This is a genomic window from Methylotenera sp. (assembly GCF_029945705.1).
In the GTDB taxonomy this organism is placed as follows: Bacteria; Pseudomonadota; Gammaproteobacteria; order Burkholderiales; family Methylophilaceae; genus Methylotenera.
In genome coordinates this window covers 168,358-185,988 of record NZ_JAQSDC010000004.1, presented here as the reverse complement: position 1 = coordinate 185,988, position 17,631 = coordinate 168,358, and the positions used below count along the sequence as shown (strand labels likewise).

The 17,631-nt window shown below is 43.8% G+C and carries 14 protein-coding genes; 9 read left to right on the top strand and 5 right to left on the bottom strand.

Annotated features, from left to right (window positions below):
• Window positions 1–870 carry an NAD(+) kinase gene (locus PSU78_RS01830; RefSeq protein WP_300383351.1) on the bottom strand — a complete coding sequence of 290 codons (870 nt, stop codon included), beginning with the start codon at window positions 868–870 and terminating at the stop codon, window positions 1–3.
• Window positions 871–999: 129 nt separating this feature from the next.
• On the opposite strand from PSU78_RS01830, the gene hrcA reads away from it, so the two are divergent.
• The 8 genes from hrcA to waaF all read left to right on the top strand — a co-directional run bounded on the left by hrcA (window position 1,000) and on the right by waaF (window position 12,772).
• Window positions 1,000–2,016, top strand: coding sequence for a heat-inducible transcriptional repressor HrcA (gene hrcA / locus PSU78_RS01825; RefSeq protein WP_300383348.1), 1,017 nt, complete (start codon window positions 1,000–1,002; stop codon window positions 2,014–2,016).
• Between the two features lie 45 nt (window positions 2,017–2,061).
• Entirely contained in the window at window positions 2,062–3,174 is a 1,113-nt protein-coding gene (gene hemH / locus PSU78_RS01820; protein WP_300383345.1) for a ferrochelatase, read from the top strand.
• 47 nt (window positions 3,175–3,221) lie between these two features.
• Window positions 3,222–4,742: an efflux transporter outer membrane subunit gene (locus PSU78_RS01815; protein ID WP_300383342.1), complete on the top strand. Its 1,521-nt coding sequence runs from the start codon at window positions 3,222–3,224 to the stop codon at window positions 4,740–4,742.
• Window positions 4,739–5,884: an efflux RND transporter periplasmic adaptor subunit gene (locus PSU78_RS01810; RefSeq protein ID WP_300383339.1), complete on the top strand. Its 1,146-nt coding sequence runs from the start codon at window positions 4,739–4,741 to the stop codon at window positions 5,882–5,884. The genes PSU78_RS01815 and PSU78_RS01810 overlap by 4 nt, the downstream gene beginning before the upstream one ends.
• Window positions 5,881–8,976: an efflux RND transporter permease subunit gene (locus tag PSU78_RS01805; protein ID WP_300383336.1), complete on the top strand. Its 3,096-nt coding sequence runs from the start codon at window positions 5,881–5,883 to the stop codon at window positions 8,974–8,976. Before PSU78_RS01810 ends, PSU78_RS01805 begins: the two co-directional genes overlap by 4 nt.
• Before the next feature lie 274 nt (window positions 8,977–9,250).
• Window positions 9,251–10,240 (top strand): ADP-glyceromanno-heptose 6-epimerase, encoded by a 990-nt coding sequence (gene rfaD / locus PSU78_RS01800; protein ID WP_300383333.1) that lies wholly within the window; start codon window positions 9,251–9,253, stop codon window positions 10,238–10,240.
• Window positions 10,241–10,259: 19 nt separating this feature from the next.
• Complete coding sequence (hldE, locus tag PSU78_RS01795; protein WP_300383330.1) at window positions 10,260–11,723, top strand: bifunctional D-glycero-beta-D-manno-heptose-7-phosphate kinase/D-glycero-beta-D-manno-heptose 1-phosphate adenylyltransferase HldE; 1,464 nt, start codon at window positions 10,260–10,262, stop codon at window positions 11,721–11,723.
• 26 nt (window positions 11,724–11,749) lie between these two features.
• Window positions 11,750–12,772, top strand: a complete 1,023-nt coding sequence (gene waaF / locus PSU78_RS01790; protein WP_300383327.1) for a lipopolysaccharide heptosyltransferase II — start codon at window positions 11,750–11,752, stop codon at window positions 12,770–12,772.
• On the opposite strand, the gene lpxO is transcribed toward waaF, so the two are convergent.
• From lpxO to edd, 4 genes are all read right to left on the bottom strand, one after another.
• Window positions 12,755–13,654: a lipid A hydroxylase LpxO gene (lpxO, locus tag PSU78_RS01785; RefSeq protein ID WP_300383324.1), complete on the bottom strand. Its 900-nt coding sequence runs from the start codon at window positions 13,652–13,654 to the stop codon at window positions 12,755–12,757. The two genes, waaF and lpxO, sit on opposite strands and share 18 nt — an antisense overlap.
• Before the next feature lie 104 nt (window positions 13,655–13,758).
• The gene (locus PSU78_RS01780; protein ID WP_300383321.1) at window positions 13,759–14,439 is read right to left on the bottom strand and encodes an HAD family hydrolase; all 681 of its coding nucleotides are present in this window, start codon (window positions 14,437–14,439) and stop codon (window positions 13,759–13,761) included.
• Window positions 14,440–14,526: 87 nt separating this feature from the next.
• The gene (gene eda / locus PSU78_RS01775; RefSeq protein ID WP_300383318.1) at window positions 14,527–15,153 is read right to left on the bottom strand and encodes a bifunctional 4-hydroxy-2-oxoglutarate aldolase/2-dehydro-3-deoxy-phosphogluconate aldolase; all 627 of its coding nucleotides are present in this window, start codon (window positions 15,151–15,153) and stop codon (window positions 14,527–14,529) included.
• A gap of 237 nt (window positions 15,154–15,390) precedes the next feature.
• Window positions 15,391–17,205: a phosphogluconate dehydratase gene (edd, locus tag PSU78_RS01770; RefSeq protein ID WP_300383315.1), complete on the bottom strand. Its 1,815-nt coding sequence runs from the start codon at window positions 17,203–17,205 to the stop codon at window positions 15,391–15,393.
• Window positions 17,206–17,381: 176 nt separating this feature from the next.
• Between edd and PSU78_RS01765 the strand changes: the two genes are divergently transcribed.
• Window positions 17,382–17,630 (top strand): hypothetical protein, encoded by a 249-nt coding sequence (locus PSU78_RS01765; RefSeq protein ID WP_300383312.1) that lies wholly within the window; start codon window positions 17,382–17,384, stop codon window positions 17,628–17,630.
• Window position 17,631 lies beyond the last annotated feature (1 nt).

The window sequence follows — 17,631 nt, the reverse complement described above, 5'->3', positions numbered from 1 at the left end:
TTAGCCCCAGTTCAGCTTGTTGCGCAGCATATCAAAATAACAATAGTCGCTTGGATGCAACAATGAAACCGTCTGTTCTGCACGATTGACAATAATCTTATCCCCTACTTCCAATGCCAACTGGAACTGCCCATCAAAGCTTAGATGCGCTTCATCGAACTGCACTAAGGTAATTTCAATTAAGCTGTCACTATGCACGGCAATTGGTCGATTGCTGAGGGTATGCGGGCAAATTGGCACTAATGAAATCGCTTGTAAATTAGGATGTAAAATTTGGCCGCCTGCTGAGAGTGCGTAAGCTGTCGTGCCTGTTGGCGTGCTAATAATCAAGCCATCTGCACGTTGTTTATGCACAAACTTGTGGTCGATAGTGACTTCTAACTCAATTAGCCGCAAAGCGCTCTTAATCACCACATCATTCAATGCGAAATTAGCATGTAATAATTGCCCATCTCGCACTACTTTTGCGGTCAGCATCACACGTGGCTCTTCAGTAAACTCACCCGATAGGATTTTATCCAACTGCTCCAGCATATCTTCGGCACGTAAATCGGTTAAAAACCCAAATCGTCCGCGGTTAATTCCAACTAGCGGTACATTATTATCAATCAGGCTACGCGCCACGCTCAGCATCGTGCCATCGCCACCCATGACTATCACCAAGTCAACTTTGCTACCTATCTTTTCTAACGATGACGCTTTAAAACCGACTAGATCAACATATTGAGCTGTGTTTTCCTCTATCCATACTTCGAGATTTCTTACTGCCAAATGATGTGCCAACTCTGTCAAATCACTCTGCATTAATTGCAGAGCTGATTGGTTCATATACTTACCGATAATAGCAATTGACTTAAATGTTTGATTCATGGCGAAATTAAATCACAGATGCCTTTTTGCGCCAAGTGAAAGCTTAAATATAGTGAAAGCGTGTCGTATGGGGAAATTTGGTAGTTATCAGTATGACTAATGCCATAAATCGGGCAAAATAGTATAGTCATGGATAAACGCGCGCAAATACTATTAAAAACTTTGGTTGAACATTACATTAGTGATGGTCAGCCTATTGGCTCGCGCACCCTGTTGCAGCATTCTGGTTTAGATGTGAGCGCTGCCACCATACGCAATGTGATGAGTGACTTGGAGCAAATGGGCTTTATCGCCAGCCCGCACACTTCGGCAGGCCGCATTCCCACACAAAAGGGATACCGCATGTTTGTAGACTCACTACTGACAGTGCAACCTTTAGAAACGCTAGCATTGCAGCAACTCAAAAGTGGATTATCTTCGCCCAACCCTACCGAACTCATTTCCAGTGCAGCAGACATGCTCTCGCAGCTGACTCAATTCGCGGGTTTGGTGATGATTCCTAAACGCAAGCGCGTGGCTTTTAAACATTTAGAGTTCTTACCTCTATCTGAAACTCGGATATTAGTCATCATCGTTACCAGCGATGGCAATGTGCAAAATCGCATCCTAATGGCAGAAAAAAAATACTCGCAAAGTGAGCTAACACAAGCCAGTAACTACTTTAATGCCAATTTCTCAGGTCAAACCTTTGAAGAGGTGCAACAAAAACTGCATATTGAACTTCAACAAATGCAATCGGACATGAATCGCCTTATGGCAGCCGCGCTAGAGGCTAGCAGCAAAGCGGTAGATAACAACAAAGAAGGCGTTGTGATTGCAGGTGAGCGCAATTTACTTCAAGTAGACGAGCTGTCTACCAATGTAAGTAGCCTGCGCAAATTGTTTGAAATATTTGAGCGCCGCACTTCATTAATGCAATTGCTTGATAATAGTCAACGTGCAGAAGGTATACAGATCTTCATCGGTGGCGAAAGTGGCTACTTACCTTTAGATGAGTGCAGCATGATTACCGCACCGTATGAAGCTGATGGCCAAGTAGTCGGCACGCTAGGCGTGATTGGTCCAACGCGCATGGCTTATGAGCGGGTGATACCTATTGTGGATGTCACAGCTAAACTTTTATCAAATGCACTGTCCAACAATTAAAATAACCTAATCATTAAAACAGAAAAATACACGAAGAAACCCTACATGGCCTACTACAACGCAGAACCAAAATACGAACACGGCGACCAACTTAAAGTTGGTATTTTATTGGCTAACCTAGGAACACCAGATGCGCCAACTGCACAAGCTTTACGTCCCTATTTACGTCAATTTTTAAGTGACACGCGCGTGGTAGAAATTCCACGTGCCATTTGGTGGTTTATTTTAAACTGTATTATTTTAGTCATTCGACCAAAAAAATCGGCAGAAAAATACGCGCAAGTGTGGCTAAAAGAAGCCTCTCCTCTATTAGTTCATGCGCAAAAACAAACTACCTTATTACGGGGATTTTTAGGTCAAAAAATCAATTCACCTTTTGCTGTTGAGCTTGGCATGAGCTATGGCAACCCGAGCATGCAATCAGCCATTGATAAATTAAAAGCGCAACATTGCGACCGCATTTTAGTATTTCCACTATATCCACAATATGCGGCTAGCAGCACAGCATCCGCCATGGATGCCGTGTTTCGTGTATTACTCAAAACACGTAACCAGCCAGCGATTCGCAGTATACGTAATTACAACGACCATCCCGCTTACATTACTGCATTAGCCTCTAGTGTCCGCGAGCATTGGAGAGTCAATGGTAAGCCAAGTAAGTTAGTGATGAGTTTTCACGGCGTACCAAAAGTGCACCTGACCAGTGGCGACCCCTATCACTGCCAATGCCACAAAACTGGCCGCTTGCTGGCGGAGGCTTTAGAGTTAAGCAAAGATGAATATCTAATCGCGTTTCAATCTCGCTTTGGCAAACAAGAGTGGTTAAAACCTTATCTTGCTGGCGCTCTGGAAGATTTAGGTAAAGCTAAAACCAAACGTATCGATGTTATCTGTCCAGGATTTAGTAGCGATTGCCTCGAAACATTGGAGGAAATAGCTATGGAGGGTAAACACATATTTCAAAGCAATGGTGGTGGCGAGTACCACTATATTCCTGCGCTCAATGAAAATGAAGCTTGGATACACGCGATGACTGCAATTGCGTTAGAAAATCTACAAGGCTGGGTTTCAACTGATTGGGATGCAGGTAAAGCAAGAAAAGACAATGAAATGACTAAATTACGAGCGCTAGCGATAAGTGCTGATGGCGCAAAATAGATCATCTTCCTTTGAAAGCTAAAATGCTAAAAAAGCATGTTAAAAAAATGTTTAAAAAAATTTGCTTTAATGGCTGCATTTCATGTTACTTAATATCAGTTTGTTTTATATTGAGTGGATGTGAGCATTTAACATCACTGAACAAAAAGCTGAACCCGCAACACATAGTTAAAACAACTAAAATAGCCCCAAAATGGCAGGCGACACTTCCACATAACGGCTCAGAATCGAATTTAACGCAGTTTTGGCAACAATTTCAAGATCCTCTTTTATTATCGCTCATTGAAGCCGCAGAAAAAGAGTCTGCTACGCTGGCTAGTGCTAGAGCTCGTATTGCACAAGCACGCTCTAAACTGGCACAAGCCAACGCTGCATTAGCACCTGCTGTTGATGGCAGCGCATCAGCTTCACGCAGTGTGCAACAACCTTCTACAACCATTCAGGGCAGTGGTGCTCAAGGTGGAAGTAATAGTGGCAGCGGTGCATTTAACAGCGCACAGATAGCCGCGCAAGCCAGTTGGGAGCTGGATATTTTTGGCGCCAATCACGCCGTATTAGAATCCAGCAAAGTTCAGGAGAGTGCAGCAAAAGCAGGTTGGCACGAAGCGCGTGTATCAGTAGCAGCAGAACTCGCCAATACTTACTTTAACCAGCGTTTTTGTGAGCTACAAGTGGGTGTTTTGCAGGCAGATGCAATGTCTCGCGCTCAGTCTGTCAGGCTAACAGAGATTGCAGTTAATGCTGGATTTTCTGCACCAGCCAACGGCCACCTTGCCAAAGCAAGTTTGGCTGACGCAATACAACAACTTAGAGCCCAGCAAGCGCAATGTGACTTAGAAGTTAAAGCTTTAGTCGCCCTGGCTGACTTAGACGAAACGGTGCTACGTGAAAAGCTCGCCAATCAACCATTTAAAGCCGATATTAACGCCGTAGATGGGCTATTTAAACTCAATGAAATTCCTGCGCAGATTCTTGCACAACGCCCCGATATTTATACTGCTGAGGCTGATTTAATCACTGCCGCAGCGAATGTGAAAAGCACCTATGCTGAAGGTTTGCCAAAGGTTTCACTTAACGGCTCAATTGGTTGGATGTGGCTTTCAGGTACGGGGTTTAGCACTAATGGTAAAACCTGGTCTTTAGGGCCAATTTCAGTCACATTTCCTATTTATCATGGTGACGTTCAAGAAACTGAGATGACAAGCGTTGAAGCTAACTATGAGGACAAAGCAGCCAATTACCGCAGCAAAGTGCGTTATGCAGTAAAAGAAGTCGAAGAAGCACTGGTCAATTTGCACAGTGCCAATATACGTCAAGCCGATATTGCCGAAGCCGCAAGTGGTTATCGCGCTTCATTTGTTGCGATGGAAACCAAAGTGAAAGCTGGTTTCGCTAACTTAATCGAGCTGGAAGAGCAACGTAGAACCGTATTATCCACTGAAACAACTGCGCTTAATAATCTTAAACAACGTACGCAAGCTTGGATTAGTCTATATCGTGCAGCAGGCGGCGGTTGGCAGCATAAAGAAGTACCTCCGACTGGAATTGAAAGCACAAGTGAAAAATGAACACTCAAAAACAAAAATTTAGAAAAATCAGTTTAATCATCATCGGTCTTTTATTAGTCACTGGATTAGTCTATTACAAAGTTATCCATAAAGATAATACGACAGACAAAGTCTCAGCAGTTTCCAGTAGTGCAGGTAACTCTCCAAAAGCTAGCTTAACAGTCACGACCGTAAAACCTCAACAGACAACGTTAAACAGACTACTAAGTGCGAACGGCAATATTGCCGCTTGGCAAGAATCAAGCGTCAGTAGTGAAGTCAACGGTTTGCTTTTAAGTGAGGTATTAGTGAACTTGGGAGATCATGTAAAACGTGGGCAAGTACTGGCAAAGTTTGCGGCATCAACCATAGACGCAGACCTTGCACAAATGCAAGCAAATGTTGCGGAAGCCAATGCCACATTGTTGGAAGCTGAAAGTAACGCCAACCGCGCACGTAGCATTCAAGACTCGGGGGTGCTAAGCAAACAGCAAATTGAGCAATATTTCACGGCAGAAGCCAGTGCTAAGGCGCGCCTTAGCGCATCACAAGCGACGATGCATGTGCAAAATATTAAGTTGAAACAAACAACTGTTATCGCGCCTGATGATGGCCTTATTTCACTAGCACCCGCCACCGTAGGCACGGTGTATACGCCTGGACAGGAGCTATTTCGCCTGATTCGCAAAGCTAGAATCGAATGGCGTGCTGATTTAACTTCTGCAGACATTTCACAGATTAAAACTGGCATGAAAGTACAAATCACATTGCCAGATAGCAGTATCACACAAGGGTCAGTGCGTTCAGCATCGCCAGTGGTAGACACTAAAACACGTAATGCCGTTGTATTTGTTGACATTCCAGCGGGTAGTGCAAAAACGGGGATGTTCGCCCGTGGTAACTTTATTCTCGGTGAAACGCAAAGCCTTACATTACCTAACGATGCTATTGTGATGCGAGATGGCTTTGCTTACGTGATGCAAGTAGAAGGTAATCAAATTAAACAAACAAAAGTTCAACTTGGTCAGCGCACAGGGGACCGTGTTGAGCTGCTCAATTTTGATGCGCCAGAGGCAGATATTGTTGAAAGTGGTGGTGCATTTTTGGCCGATGGTGACAGCGTGAAGGTGGTACAAAAAGCAGTGCAGAAAGCCGCAGAATGAACATTTCTAGCTGGTCCATTAAGAACCCAGTTCCAGCGCTGATATTGTTCATACTACTCACACTCGCGGGCAGTATGAGCTTCAGTGCGATGAAAATTCAAAACTTCCCAGATTTGGATTTACCCACGGTTAATGTTAACGCATCCTTACCTGGTGCATCACCCGCACAGTTAGAAAACCAAGTCGCACGCAAGCTAGAAAACTCGATTGCCAAGCTGCAAGGTCTGCGCCACATTCACACGACTATTCAAGATGGCAATGTCAGTATTACCGCGGAGTTCCGTCTAGAAAAACCTGTGCAAGAGGCCGTCGATGATACCCGTTCAGCAATCTCTGAGGTACGTGCTGACCTGCCTACTGATTTGCGTGAACCGATAGTCAGCAAACTTAACGTGGCTGGCTCGCCTATCTTAGCCTTCACTTTGCATTCTAAACGTATGGACGCTGAAGCGCTGTCATGGTTTGTAGATGACGCACTAACCAAGCAATTACTAGGTGTTAAGGGCGTAGGCGGTGTTGCACGTGTCGGTGGTGTTAATCGCCAGATTTGGGTAGAACTAGATGCTGAAAAATTACAATCACTCAACGCTACCGCTGCAGATATTTCACGCCAACTGAGCTTAATTCAACTAGAGGTCGCAGGCGGCGTAACTAAGCTTAGTGGTAGCGAACAGCCTATACGCACCTTGGCGAATGTGAAATCTGCCGATGAGCTAGCCAACTTAGAGATCGCGCTTAGTGATGGCAGAAAAGTTCGCTTGAATCAGGTAGCGAATGTGATCGATACCATTGCAGAGCCTAAGTCTGCCGCATTTTTAGATGGCACTAGTGTCATCGGTTTTGAAGTAAGTCGTAGCAAAGGCGCCAGTGAGCTTGAAGTTGGTGCTGGCGTTTATAAAGTTTTAGACGCGATTAAGCTGGCGCACCCAGATATTGAAGTCACTGAAGCCTTTAACTTTGTTAAACCCGTGCAAGAAGAATTTGATGCTTCTATGGCCATGTTATATGAAGGCGCACTTTTAGCAGTATTGGTAGTTTGGCTATTTTTACGCGACTTTAGAGCTACATTCGTTTCTGCCGTGGCATTACCTTTATCGATTATTCCGACATTCATCGGTATGAATTACTTAGGTTTTTCTATCAATATCGTCACCCTACTGGCACTTTCACTGGTGGTTGGGGTGCTTGTCGATGATGCCATTGTAGAGGTGGAAAACATCGTGCGCCATTCGCGCATGGGGAAATCACCTTTTGAAGCCGCATTAGAAGCGACCGAGGAAATTGGCTTAGCCGTGGTCGCGACAACGTTTACTTTAATCGCAGTGTTTTTGCCTACCGCCTTTATGGATGGCATCCCAGGTAAGTTTTTCAAACAATTTGGCTGGACTGCCGCCATTGCCATTTTCGCCTCCCTATTGGTAGCTCGGTTACTCACACCAATGATGGCCGCTTATATTATGCGGCCAAGTCAGCATGAAACATCAGAGGACGGTGTTGTCATGCGCTTCTACATGCGGCTTGCACGCTGGTGCGTAGGGCATCGTCTTTTGACCTCGTTAGCTGCTATTGCATTCTTTATAGGCTCAATTTGGCTCATTCAATTTCTGCCAAAAGGCTTTGTACCCGCCGATGACAACTCTCAAACACAGGTACGCATTGAATTAGCACCGGGTGCCACATTGGCGCAAACCATTGCTATCAGCGAACAAGCGCGTCTAATTCTAAAAGACATCAAACACGTCAACAGCATTTACACAACTGTAGGCGGCGGCGCAGCAGGTAGCGATCCGTTTGCTGGCGGCGGTAGTACAGAAGCACGTAAATCAACGCTCACAATACAGCTAGATCCGCGCGGTAGTCGACCGAAGAAGCAAGTCATTGAAACTGAGATGCGCGAAAAATTACAAGCCTTGCCTGGCGTACGTTTGGGGGTAGGTCTTGAAGGCTCTGGTGAAAAATACATCGTTGCGCTCACCAGTGAAGACTCCAGTGCGTTAGCATCTGCCGCTAGTGCCGTAGAGAAAGACTTACGTACAATAAAAGGCTTAGGCAATATCGCCTCAAGCGCGGCATTAGTCAGACCAGAAGTGATTGTAAAACCAGACTTTGCCGCGGCGGCTGATTTAGGCGTCACCAGTAATGCCATTGGCGAGACCTTACGTATTGCAACGGTGGGCGATTACGAGCAACTATTGCCTAAGCTCAATTTAGATCAACGCCAAGTGGCGATTGTCGTCAAAATTAACAATGCTGCCAGGCAAGACCTTAGCACTTTAGGTAAGCTTGCCGTACCAAGCACGCACGGCGGCAGCGTGCCCTTAGAGCAAGTGGCTAACTTGGAAATGTCTAGCGGACCAGCAGTTATTTCGCGCTACGACCGTGCGCGCAATGTGCAATTCAATATTGAGCTTTCTGGTTTACCTATCGGCGATGCTGTCACTGCCGTAAAGAATCTGCCTAGCATTCAACACTTACCTGCAGGTGTGATGCAAGCCGAGCTAGGCGACGCTGAAATGATGGGCGAACTATTCTCTAGCTTTGGCATTGCCATGCTGACAGGGGTGATTTGTATTTACTTTGTATTAGTGCTGTTATTTAAAGATTTTTTACAGCCCATTACGATTTTAGTTGCGCTGCCATTATCATTAGGCGGCGCCTTCTTAGGTTTACTAGTTGCTGGTAAAGCGCTTTCTATGCCATCTATGATAGGCTTGGTGATGCTGATGGGTATCGCGACTAAGAACTCAATCCTGCTTGTAGAGTACGCCATCGTTGCAAGGCGCGACCATCATATGTCAAGGCTTGAGGCTATTCTAGATGCTTGCCACAAGCGTGCACGCCCAATTATTATGACCACCATTGCCATGACCGCAGGCATGCTGCCAGTGGCAATGTCGCTCGGTGCAGGTGATGGCTCCTTCCGGAGCCCAATGGCAGTATCCGTCATTGGTGGCTTGCTGACTTCAACCCTGCTCAGTCTGTTGGTGATTCCTGTTGCGTTTACCCTCATTGACGATGTACAACAATTTTTTGCTAAATTGATACCCAGAGCTAAACATGGCGAGATTAAATTGTTACAAGATAAAATGTAGCTAATGTTAAGTTCGCTGTGGATAGCTTAAAGAAGGGTGCTTCTATCAATTTAAGTTTCTATCCGTAAAGGGCATCACCACGACTGTAGTCTGGCTAAAGCCATAACAGTCGTGCGATAAGCTAAACAAGGCGCGAGCAAAAAATTGCGCCGCCGCATATAGCTGATATGTAAGAAGTAATTTTTTGTGAGCAACGCCGTGTAGCAACGAAAATTGAATTTATAGAAGTGCCCATAAGCGTTATACTTCTGTTTTACCTGCTTAAAACACATTTATGATCGTAATTACTGGCGGCGCTGGGATGATAGGCTCTATCATCGCTTGGCATCTCAATACAAAACTTCAACGTGATGATTTGGTGATTGTTGACCGCATTACGCATGAAAATCAATGGCAGAATTTAGTTAAACGCCAATATGTGCAATATTTTGACAAAGACCAACTACTGGCATGGCTAGATGGTAGAACTGATATTGAGGCCATTATTCACATGGGAGCTATCAGCGCAACAACCGAGCGTGACTTTAATAAACTCGTTGAAGCCAATATCCACTACTCACAGAATCTATGGACATGGTGCGCTAACAATAATGCAGCTTTCTTCTACGCAAGCTCAGCGGCGACTTATGGTGATGGTGAGCATGGCTATGATGATGCTTCTATTGAAAATCTTCGCCCGCTGAATGGCTATGGTTACTCAAAACACTTCTTCGATCAATGGGCTTTACAACAAGTAAACAAAGATTTGGCAACACCATCCGCATGGGCTGGCTTCAAATTCTTTAACGTGTACGGCCCAAACGAATACCATAAAGAACGCATGGCCAGCGTAGCTTTTCATAGTTTCAACCAATTCAAAGAAACTGGCACCGTTAAGCTTTTTAAAAGTCACAAAGAGGGCTATTCAGATGGCATGCAGTTACGCGATTTTGTCTATGTAAAAGATGCAGCAGCAGCCGTTGTTCACTTCTTAACAGCAGCTTTAAGTGCTAAAGCGTGCCCCAATGGCATCTATAACATTGGCACTGGCAAAGCCCGTGCCTTTAAAGATTTAGCGACTAACGTGATGACGAGCATGAATAAATCGCCCAACATCACCTACATTGATATGCCTGAAGATCTTCAAGGTAAATATCAATACTTTACCGAAGCTACCTCAGCTAAACTACGCGCCGCAGGTTACACACAACCGTTCTGTAGTTTAGAAGAAGGCGTGCAAGATTACGTACAGAATTATTTAATGCATGATGATGCTTATTGCTAAGTTAAAGTAAATTACCCATATGAATTCGCAATTAATCGACACGGTACGTCAATTCACCAGTAGCAAAAAATCAATATTAGTCATTGGCGACGTGATGCTAGACCGTTACTTAATGGGCAATGTAAATCGCATTTCACCTGAAGCGCCAGTTCCTGTCGTGCTACTTAAGCAATCCGAAGATAGAGCTGGCGGTGCAGCCAACGTAGCGGCAAACTTATCTGGCTTAGGTCTACATACCGAAATCATCGGATGCATTGGTGACGATACGGCAGGCAAAGCTCTAAAGCAAATGATTGCTAACGCTGGCATCGTGGTCGCGAATATCATGACTTCTACATTACGCCCAACCGTCTCAAAAACTCGAGTGATGAGTGGCAATCAACAAATTGTCCGGATTGACGATGAAAGCGCAGCAGCTTTTAGTGCTGAAGAAAATGCACAATTACTTGGTAATGTGACTAAAGCCCTGAGCAATCAACCTGCTATGGTCATTTTGTCTGATTATGCTAAAGGCGTATTAAGTGACAGCACATGCAAAGCCATCATCGAGCACTGTAAAAAGCTGAATATACCCGTCATTGCCGATCCCAAAGGCCGTGATTACAGCAAATATAAGGGCGCCAGCACGCTCACCCCAAACAAAAAAGAAACCGCTGAGGCCTGTGGCGTCGACATCAATGATACAGAAGCTTTACTACATGCCGCTGAACAACTGAAAAATCAGTTGAATTTAGACTTTCTTGCCGTTACTCGTGGTGAAGAAGGCATTTCACTCATTGACGATAAACAAATACAGCATATCCCAGCAACCGCAAAAAAAGTGTTCGATGTTTCAGGTGCAGGTGACACGGTAATTGCAACACTGGCAGCAGGTTTAGCCCATGGCTTAAACCCGCATGACGCTTTACAGCTAGCCAATATTGCCGCAGGTATTGTCGTCGGCAAAGTCGGCACGGTACCTGTTTCACAAACCGAATTACTCAAAGCATTAGTGAGCGAAGACGGTCAATCGCAGGCTGATAAAATTTGTGATGGCGCTCAACTGGCTGAACTTGTGAGCCGCTGGAAAGCCAATCAACAAAAAATAGTCTTTACCAATGGCTGCTTTGATTTACTGCACGCAGGACATGTGACCTATTTAGAAGCTGCCAAAAAAACTGGTGACAAACTGGTCCTAGGATTAAACACGGACCGCTCGGTGAGTGCCCTAAAAGGCCCAACACGCCCCGTGGTACATGAAGGCGATAGAGCACGCGTACTGGCTGCATTAGCCTCAGTAGACGCGGTGATTTTATTTGATGAAGACACACCTTTACAACTAATCGATGCTATACGCCCAGATGTCATTGTAAAAGGTGACGACTACACAGAAGACCAAGTAGTCGGTGGTACAGAGGTTAAATCATGGGGCGGCAGTGTGAAATTGATTCCATTGGTACAAGGCCGTAGTACTAGCAACATCATCAAAAAACTAGGTTCGTAGTGGTAGCTAGGGACACCGTAACAAATATGCCATCTAAGCACTCCAAAATATTGGTGCTCGGCCCGTCTTGGGTAGGTGATATGGTACTTGCACAAAGCCTGTTCAAAACGCTTAAGTTAAATGACCCCGACTGCATTATTGACGTTGCTGCGCCTGCATGGACATTACCACTCATCGAACTCATGCCAGAAGTGAATAAAGGTATCGCCCTGCCCTTCAAACACGGTCAATTTGCATTGTTTGAGCGGATTAAATTTGGTAAAAGTCTACGCACTGAAGCCTATACCCAAGCGATCATTCTGACCAACTCCCTTAAATCCGCCATCTTGCCTTTTGCCGCAAATATTCCACAACGCACCAGTTTCTTGGGTGAGATGCGTTATGGCTTGGTAAATGATGTTCGTAAACTGGATAAAATCAAGCTACCGCGCACCGTGGATAGATTTGTCACATTAGGTTTGAAGAAGAATGCCCCATTACCTGACAACATACCCAATCCATCGCTAATAGCCAACAAAGACCATGCACTAGCTACTTTACAAAAACTAGGCATATCATCGCCAAGTAATCCAATACTAGGGCTGTGCCCAGGCGCGGAATATGGAGAGGCTAAACGCTGGCCCGCAGAATATTATGCTGAAGTTGCACGAGAAGCATTAAGCAAAGGCTGGCAGGTTTGGCTATTTGGCTCTGAAAAAGATATTCCAGTGACAAACGCCATTAACCAACTCACTGAAAACCAATGCTTAGATTTAGGTGGCAAGACCAATTTAAGTGAAGCAATAGATTTAATGTCACTTTGCGATAACGTCATTAGTAACGACTCTGGGCTCATGCATGTTGCTGCTGCATTAGATAAAAAATTAGTCGCGATATATGGCTCATCTAATCCACACCATACTCCGCCAATGAGTAATAAAGCCGCAGTAGAATACCTAGCGCTAGAATGCAGCCCATGCTTTAAACGTGAATGCCCACTTGGGCACTTAAATTGCTTAAAGAATATAAAGCCTCAACAAATCATCAGTCACTTAAATCTTCCAAATTAAATAAGCCACCAAAATTATTAAAGAAAACTTAGTAAGCTTGTAAACGGTTTTATTCCAATTTTTAAAACGGCGGCGATACTGTCCTACCACCCAAGCAATATAAAAAATTTTGTTGATAAATCCTGTTTGGTCACCATCATCATTAGGCGAACTTGCAGCGGTCACGATGGTTTTAGCTAACCAACGATTAACCGCTTGTGCCCATCGATAGCGCATTGGTCGTTCAACATCGCAAAATAAAATAATTCTGTCTTGATCTGTGCGGTTATAAGCTTCGTGAATGTAGGTTTCATCAAACATCACTGCTTCGCCATCTCGCCAGCTATAAGGCACGCCATCAACGTTAATAAAACATTCATCATTATTTGGCGTAGTTAAACCTAAGTGATAGCGTAATGAGCCACCATAAGGGTCGCGATGTGGATTTAGTTTTGCGCCTGGCGGCAACTCTGCAAACATTGCAGCTTTGATAGTTGGAATTTTATTTAATATTTCTACCGTTTTCGGACAATAGAGTGCGGCAGATGGATGCTGAGCGCCATACCACTTTAGATAAAATCGCTTCCAGCCTGTTTTAAAGAATGAGTTAAAGCCTGCATCATTATTGTTTTTTGAAGCTGCAATACGTTCCTGCTCACGCATATTGATCGCTTCTTCGAGAATAATCTGCCATGAGTCTGTGACGGCCTGCATTTCAGGAAAAGTACTTGTTGGTAGATAAGGTGTAGTCGGCACTTTTGAAAACATGTACATAAACATATTAAATGGCGCGACAAAAGCCGAATGATCAAATAATTGTTTAAGAATTGGGTGGCGAACTTTCCCACGAAAATGAATAAAGCCAACACCCAACAAGTACACCACGACTATAAAGTATTTCATACTAAATATACTTAACCTTATGATTGAACTGCAATAATAGAACTTAGGATTATTATACGACTATCGTCTAATGTGACAGACAAATTAACTAAAACGACTTGAAGTTATTTAGCATTGCCACCGAAACTGACTAATTGTGCAATATTTCTCAGTATAGTTAATTGATGAGTTGCACAAAACTCCTGCCAATCAGGCACTTCTGTCCAATCACTTAAGAAAATAAAATCTAAGCCCGCACGATTTGCAGATTCAAAGTCGTATTTGCTATCCCCTAAAAACAAGGCGGGTAGTTGAATATTAGCATTTGCAATCTCGCGCGCTAGCACTTCATCTTTATTATCTGGACTACCAAACAAACCGCCATCAAACATGTGATCTAACTTTCTTTTCGCGAACAGGGTGCGGATTTCTTGTTGATCTCCACCTGAAAGTATCAACCAATTAGCATTGGGGGTAGCTGCGCGTAAGTCAAATATGCCCTTTGCCAAGTCACACTGCATTAAGCCAGTTTCTAACTCTTTGCTAAAATCATCTAATAAAGCTTGAATGGCTGTTTCAGTAACAGGCTGTAACAGAATTTCACGTATGTAATAATCAAACTTATGGTAGCGCGAAATACCACCAAGACTCACGTGGTAGTCTACTAGTGCTTGAGCTTGAGCATCTGTTGCACCCAGTTTCTTTGCGGTACGAAAATAAGCCTCCGTCTTGAGCACATTAGAATCAAGTACTACACCATCACAATCAAATACGATAGTTTTATATTTTGTAATATCAATTTTCAAAAAATATTCCTAAAATTAGCCCATCTAATCTATTAAATAAAAAAGGGCTAGGCGATTGCCCAGCCCTTTTTATATATCTAAAATAACTTATGCGGCTTTAATGGCACTGGCTTCTTTAGCTAGCTTTGTAATATGCGCCCAATCTTTACGTGCTACGGCATCTGCTGGTGTTAACCATGTACCACCGCACACCACTACGTTTGGTAATGCTAAAAACTGTGGTGCAGATTCAACTGTGACCCCACCTGTAGGACAGAATTTAACGTCACCAAATGGACCAGAAAAACCTTTGAGCAAGTTAATACCACCCACAGCTACTGCTGGGAACAATTTCAGAAAGTAGTAATCATCAGCATTTGCCATCATAATTTCAGAACCTGTAGAAACGCCAGGCAATAATGACAAACCAATTTTACGCGCAAATTGACCTAGTTCACTTGTGTAGCCTGGGCTTACAGCAAATTTACAACCTACATCAAGCGAAGCTTGCGCATCCTTTAAATTACGCACTGTACCAGAACCCATAATCGCATCTGGTACGTGTTTAGCAATTTGCTCCATGGCTTGCAAAGCGCAAGAAGAACGCAAAGTCACTTCCAATACGCGAATACCACCTTCAAGCAATGCTTCAGCCATAGGCACAGCGTCTTCAACGTTGTTAATGACAATCACTGGAATAACTGGGCCTTGTTTGGCTAAATCTAATGTATTCATGTTTCTTTTACCTAGTTAATTAAAAATAATTTGTTCTTTGAATTTAACTTCAAATTAAATCCAACATGGATTCCCACACGTTTCATTATTTACAAAAAAATCGGGGAAAACGACATCAAAAATCTAAAGGCGTTAATTAAAATTTGATAATCAACTGATAACTAGGCGCTGGAGCTCAGACAGTATAAATAGTACGGCAAGCGAAATAGAACTACGTAATCAGTTGATTTGCAAATTTTATAGCCAAGTAACGGCGCCTTCTTCAGCTGAAAGCACATTTCTACGCATTCCACCAAACAATTCACGGCCAAAACCATGTGCATTGCTATGTCGCTTAGTATCAGAAAGCTCTTCTACTTCACGCTCGGCCCATTCATCTTCATCTACCAGCACGTTTACCATGCCAACCGTTGCATTTAAACGAATAATATCGCCAGTACGCACCTTAGCTAAAGGGCCACCTGCTGATGCCTCTGGTGTTAAATGAATAGCCGCTGGAATTTTGCCTGATGCACCACTCATACGACCATCCGTCACAATTGCTACCATAAAGCCTTTGTTTTGCAAAACGGCTAGCGGAGGGGTGAGTTTATGTAACTCTGGCATACCATTCGCCTTAGGGCCTTGGAAACGCACTACTGCAATAAAGTCTTTTTCTAGTTCACCACGGTCAAACGCTTCTAACAATTCTTCTTGAGCATCAAATACAATCGCTGGCGCCTCGATAATATGGCGGTCGGCAGGCACAGCTGAGATTTTAATGACACTACGGCCTAAATTACCTTTAAGTAAGCGTAAACCACCCGTTTCGCTAAATGGATGTTCAACAGTACGTACAATAGTTTCATCACCACTTTCTTCAGGATATGACTTCCACACGAGTTTACCATCTTCTTTTACTGGCTTTTTGCCAAAGTCATGTAAGCCACCTTTAGTTACGGTAAATACGTCAGGGAACATATAGCCTCCCTCAATCAACTCTCGTATCACGAAACCTGGGCCGCCAGCCTCTTGGAACTGATTAACATCGGCTTTGCCATTTGGGTAAACACTTGCCAATAACGGTGTTGTTTTAGCTAAATGGTAAAAGTCTGTCCAGTCAATAATAATACCTGCTGCGCGTGCAACAGCTACCCAGTGAATAAGATGGTTGGTTGAACCACCAGTAGCCAATAAAGCCACCATCGCATTCACAATCACATGTTCATCAACTAGACGACCAATTGGAGTAAAGTTTTGTGGTTTCGTCTTATCTAATACCAATTTAACAGCTTCACGCGTTAAATCTTCACGCATACCATCTGCTGGGTGAATGAATGCCGCACCAGGCACATGCAAGCCCATAGCTTCTAGCAACATTTGATTACTATTTGCTGTGCCATAGAATGTGCAAGTACCTGCGCCATGATAGGCAGCAGACTCTGAAGCTAATAACTCATCACGCCCGACCAAACCTTGTGCATACTTTTCACGCACTTTTGATTTAGCCGTGTTATCTAAACCTGTACTCATCGGTCCTGCAGGCACAAATATACAAGGCAAATGCCCAAATTTCAGGGCACCGATTAGCAAACCTGGTACGATTTTATCGCACACGCCTAGCAACATTGCGGCATCAAATACATCATGTGAAAGCGCAATTGCAGTACTCATCGCAATCACATCACGGCTGAATAATGACATCTCCATACCTGGCTCACCCTGCGTAATACCATCGCACATGGCAGGCACACCACCCGCAACCTGCACTGTAGCTCCGAGTTTATGAGCTTCATCACGAATAATATTAGGGTAATTGACATAAGGCTGATGCGCAGAAAGCATTTCATTGTAAGCAGTGACAATGCCGATGTTAGGTGCTTTTTCTACCACCACACGCAATTTATCATTCGCAGGCATCGCCGCAAAGGCATGCGCCACATTGGCGCAACCTAAGCGATCTGCACCACGCTGACGATTAGCAATTTCATCTAAACGATTTAAATATGCAGAACGCGTAGGGCGACTAACCTCAATAATACGCTCGGCAACTTCTATATGGGATTGCTTCATTTTATATAAGACCAGAAATTAATGAACTGCCTCAATTATCCTCAATGCAGGGCTTATCGTCAAACGAATGGTGGCATCTAATAGCGGATAACTGAACAAATAATTAAAATTAAGGCATAATCATTAAATCAAAGCTAAATTAAAATTAAGAACCAAGAGCATAGAATACGGCGATAATGTTTAAAAATAATTTAAAAAAACTTTGGGCCTACTTAACTGGCCCTAAAACTGGAAAAAGTCAGTTGCAAAGCTTTGTGCGGCAACAAGAAAAATTTAAAAAGCGCTATCCTCATTATATAATTGGCACCGCAAGCTACGGCATGCCAATTGTTCATGATAACGATGAAGGTAGCACACTAAAGATTGGGGCATATTGCTCTATCGCCAGCATTGTATATTCAAATACGCGCAAAGAAACAAATTAAC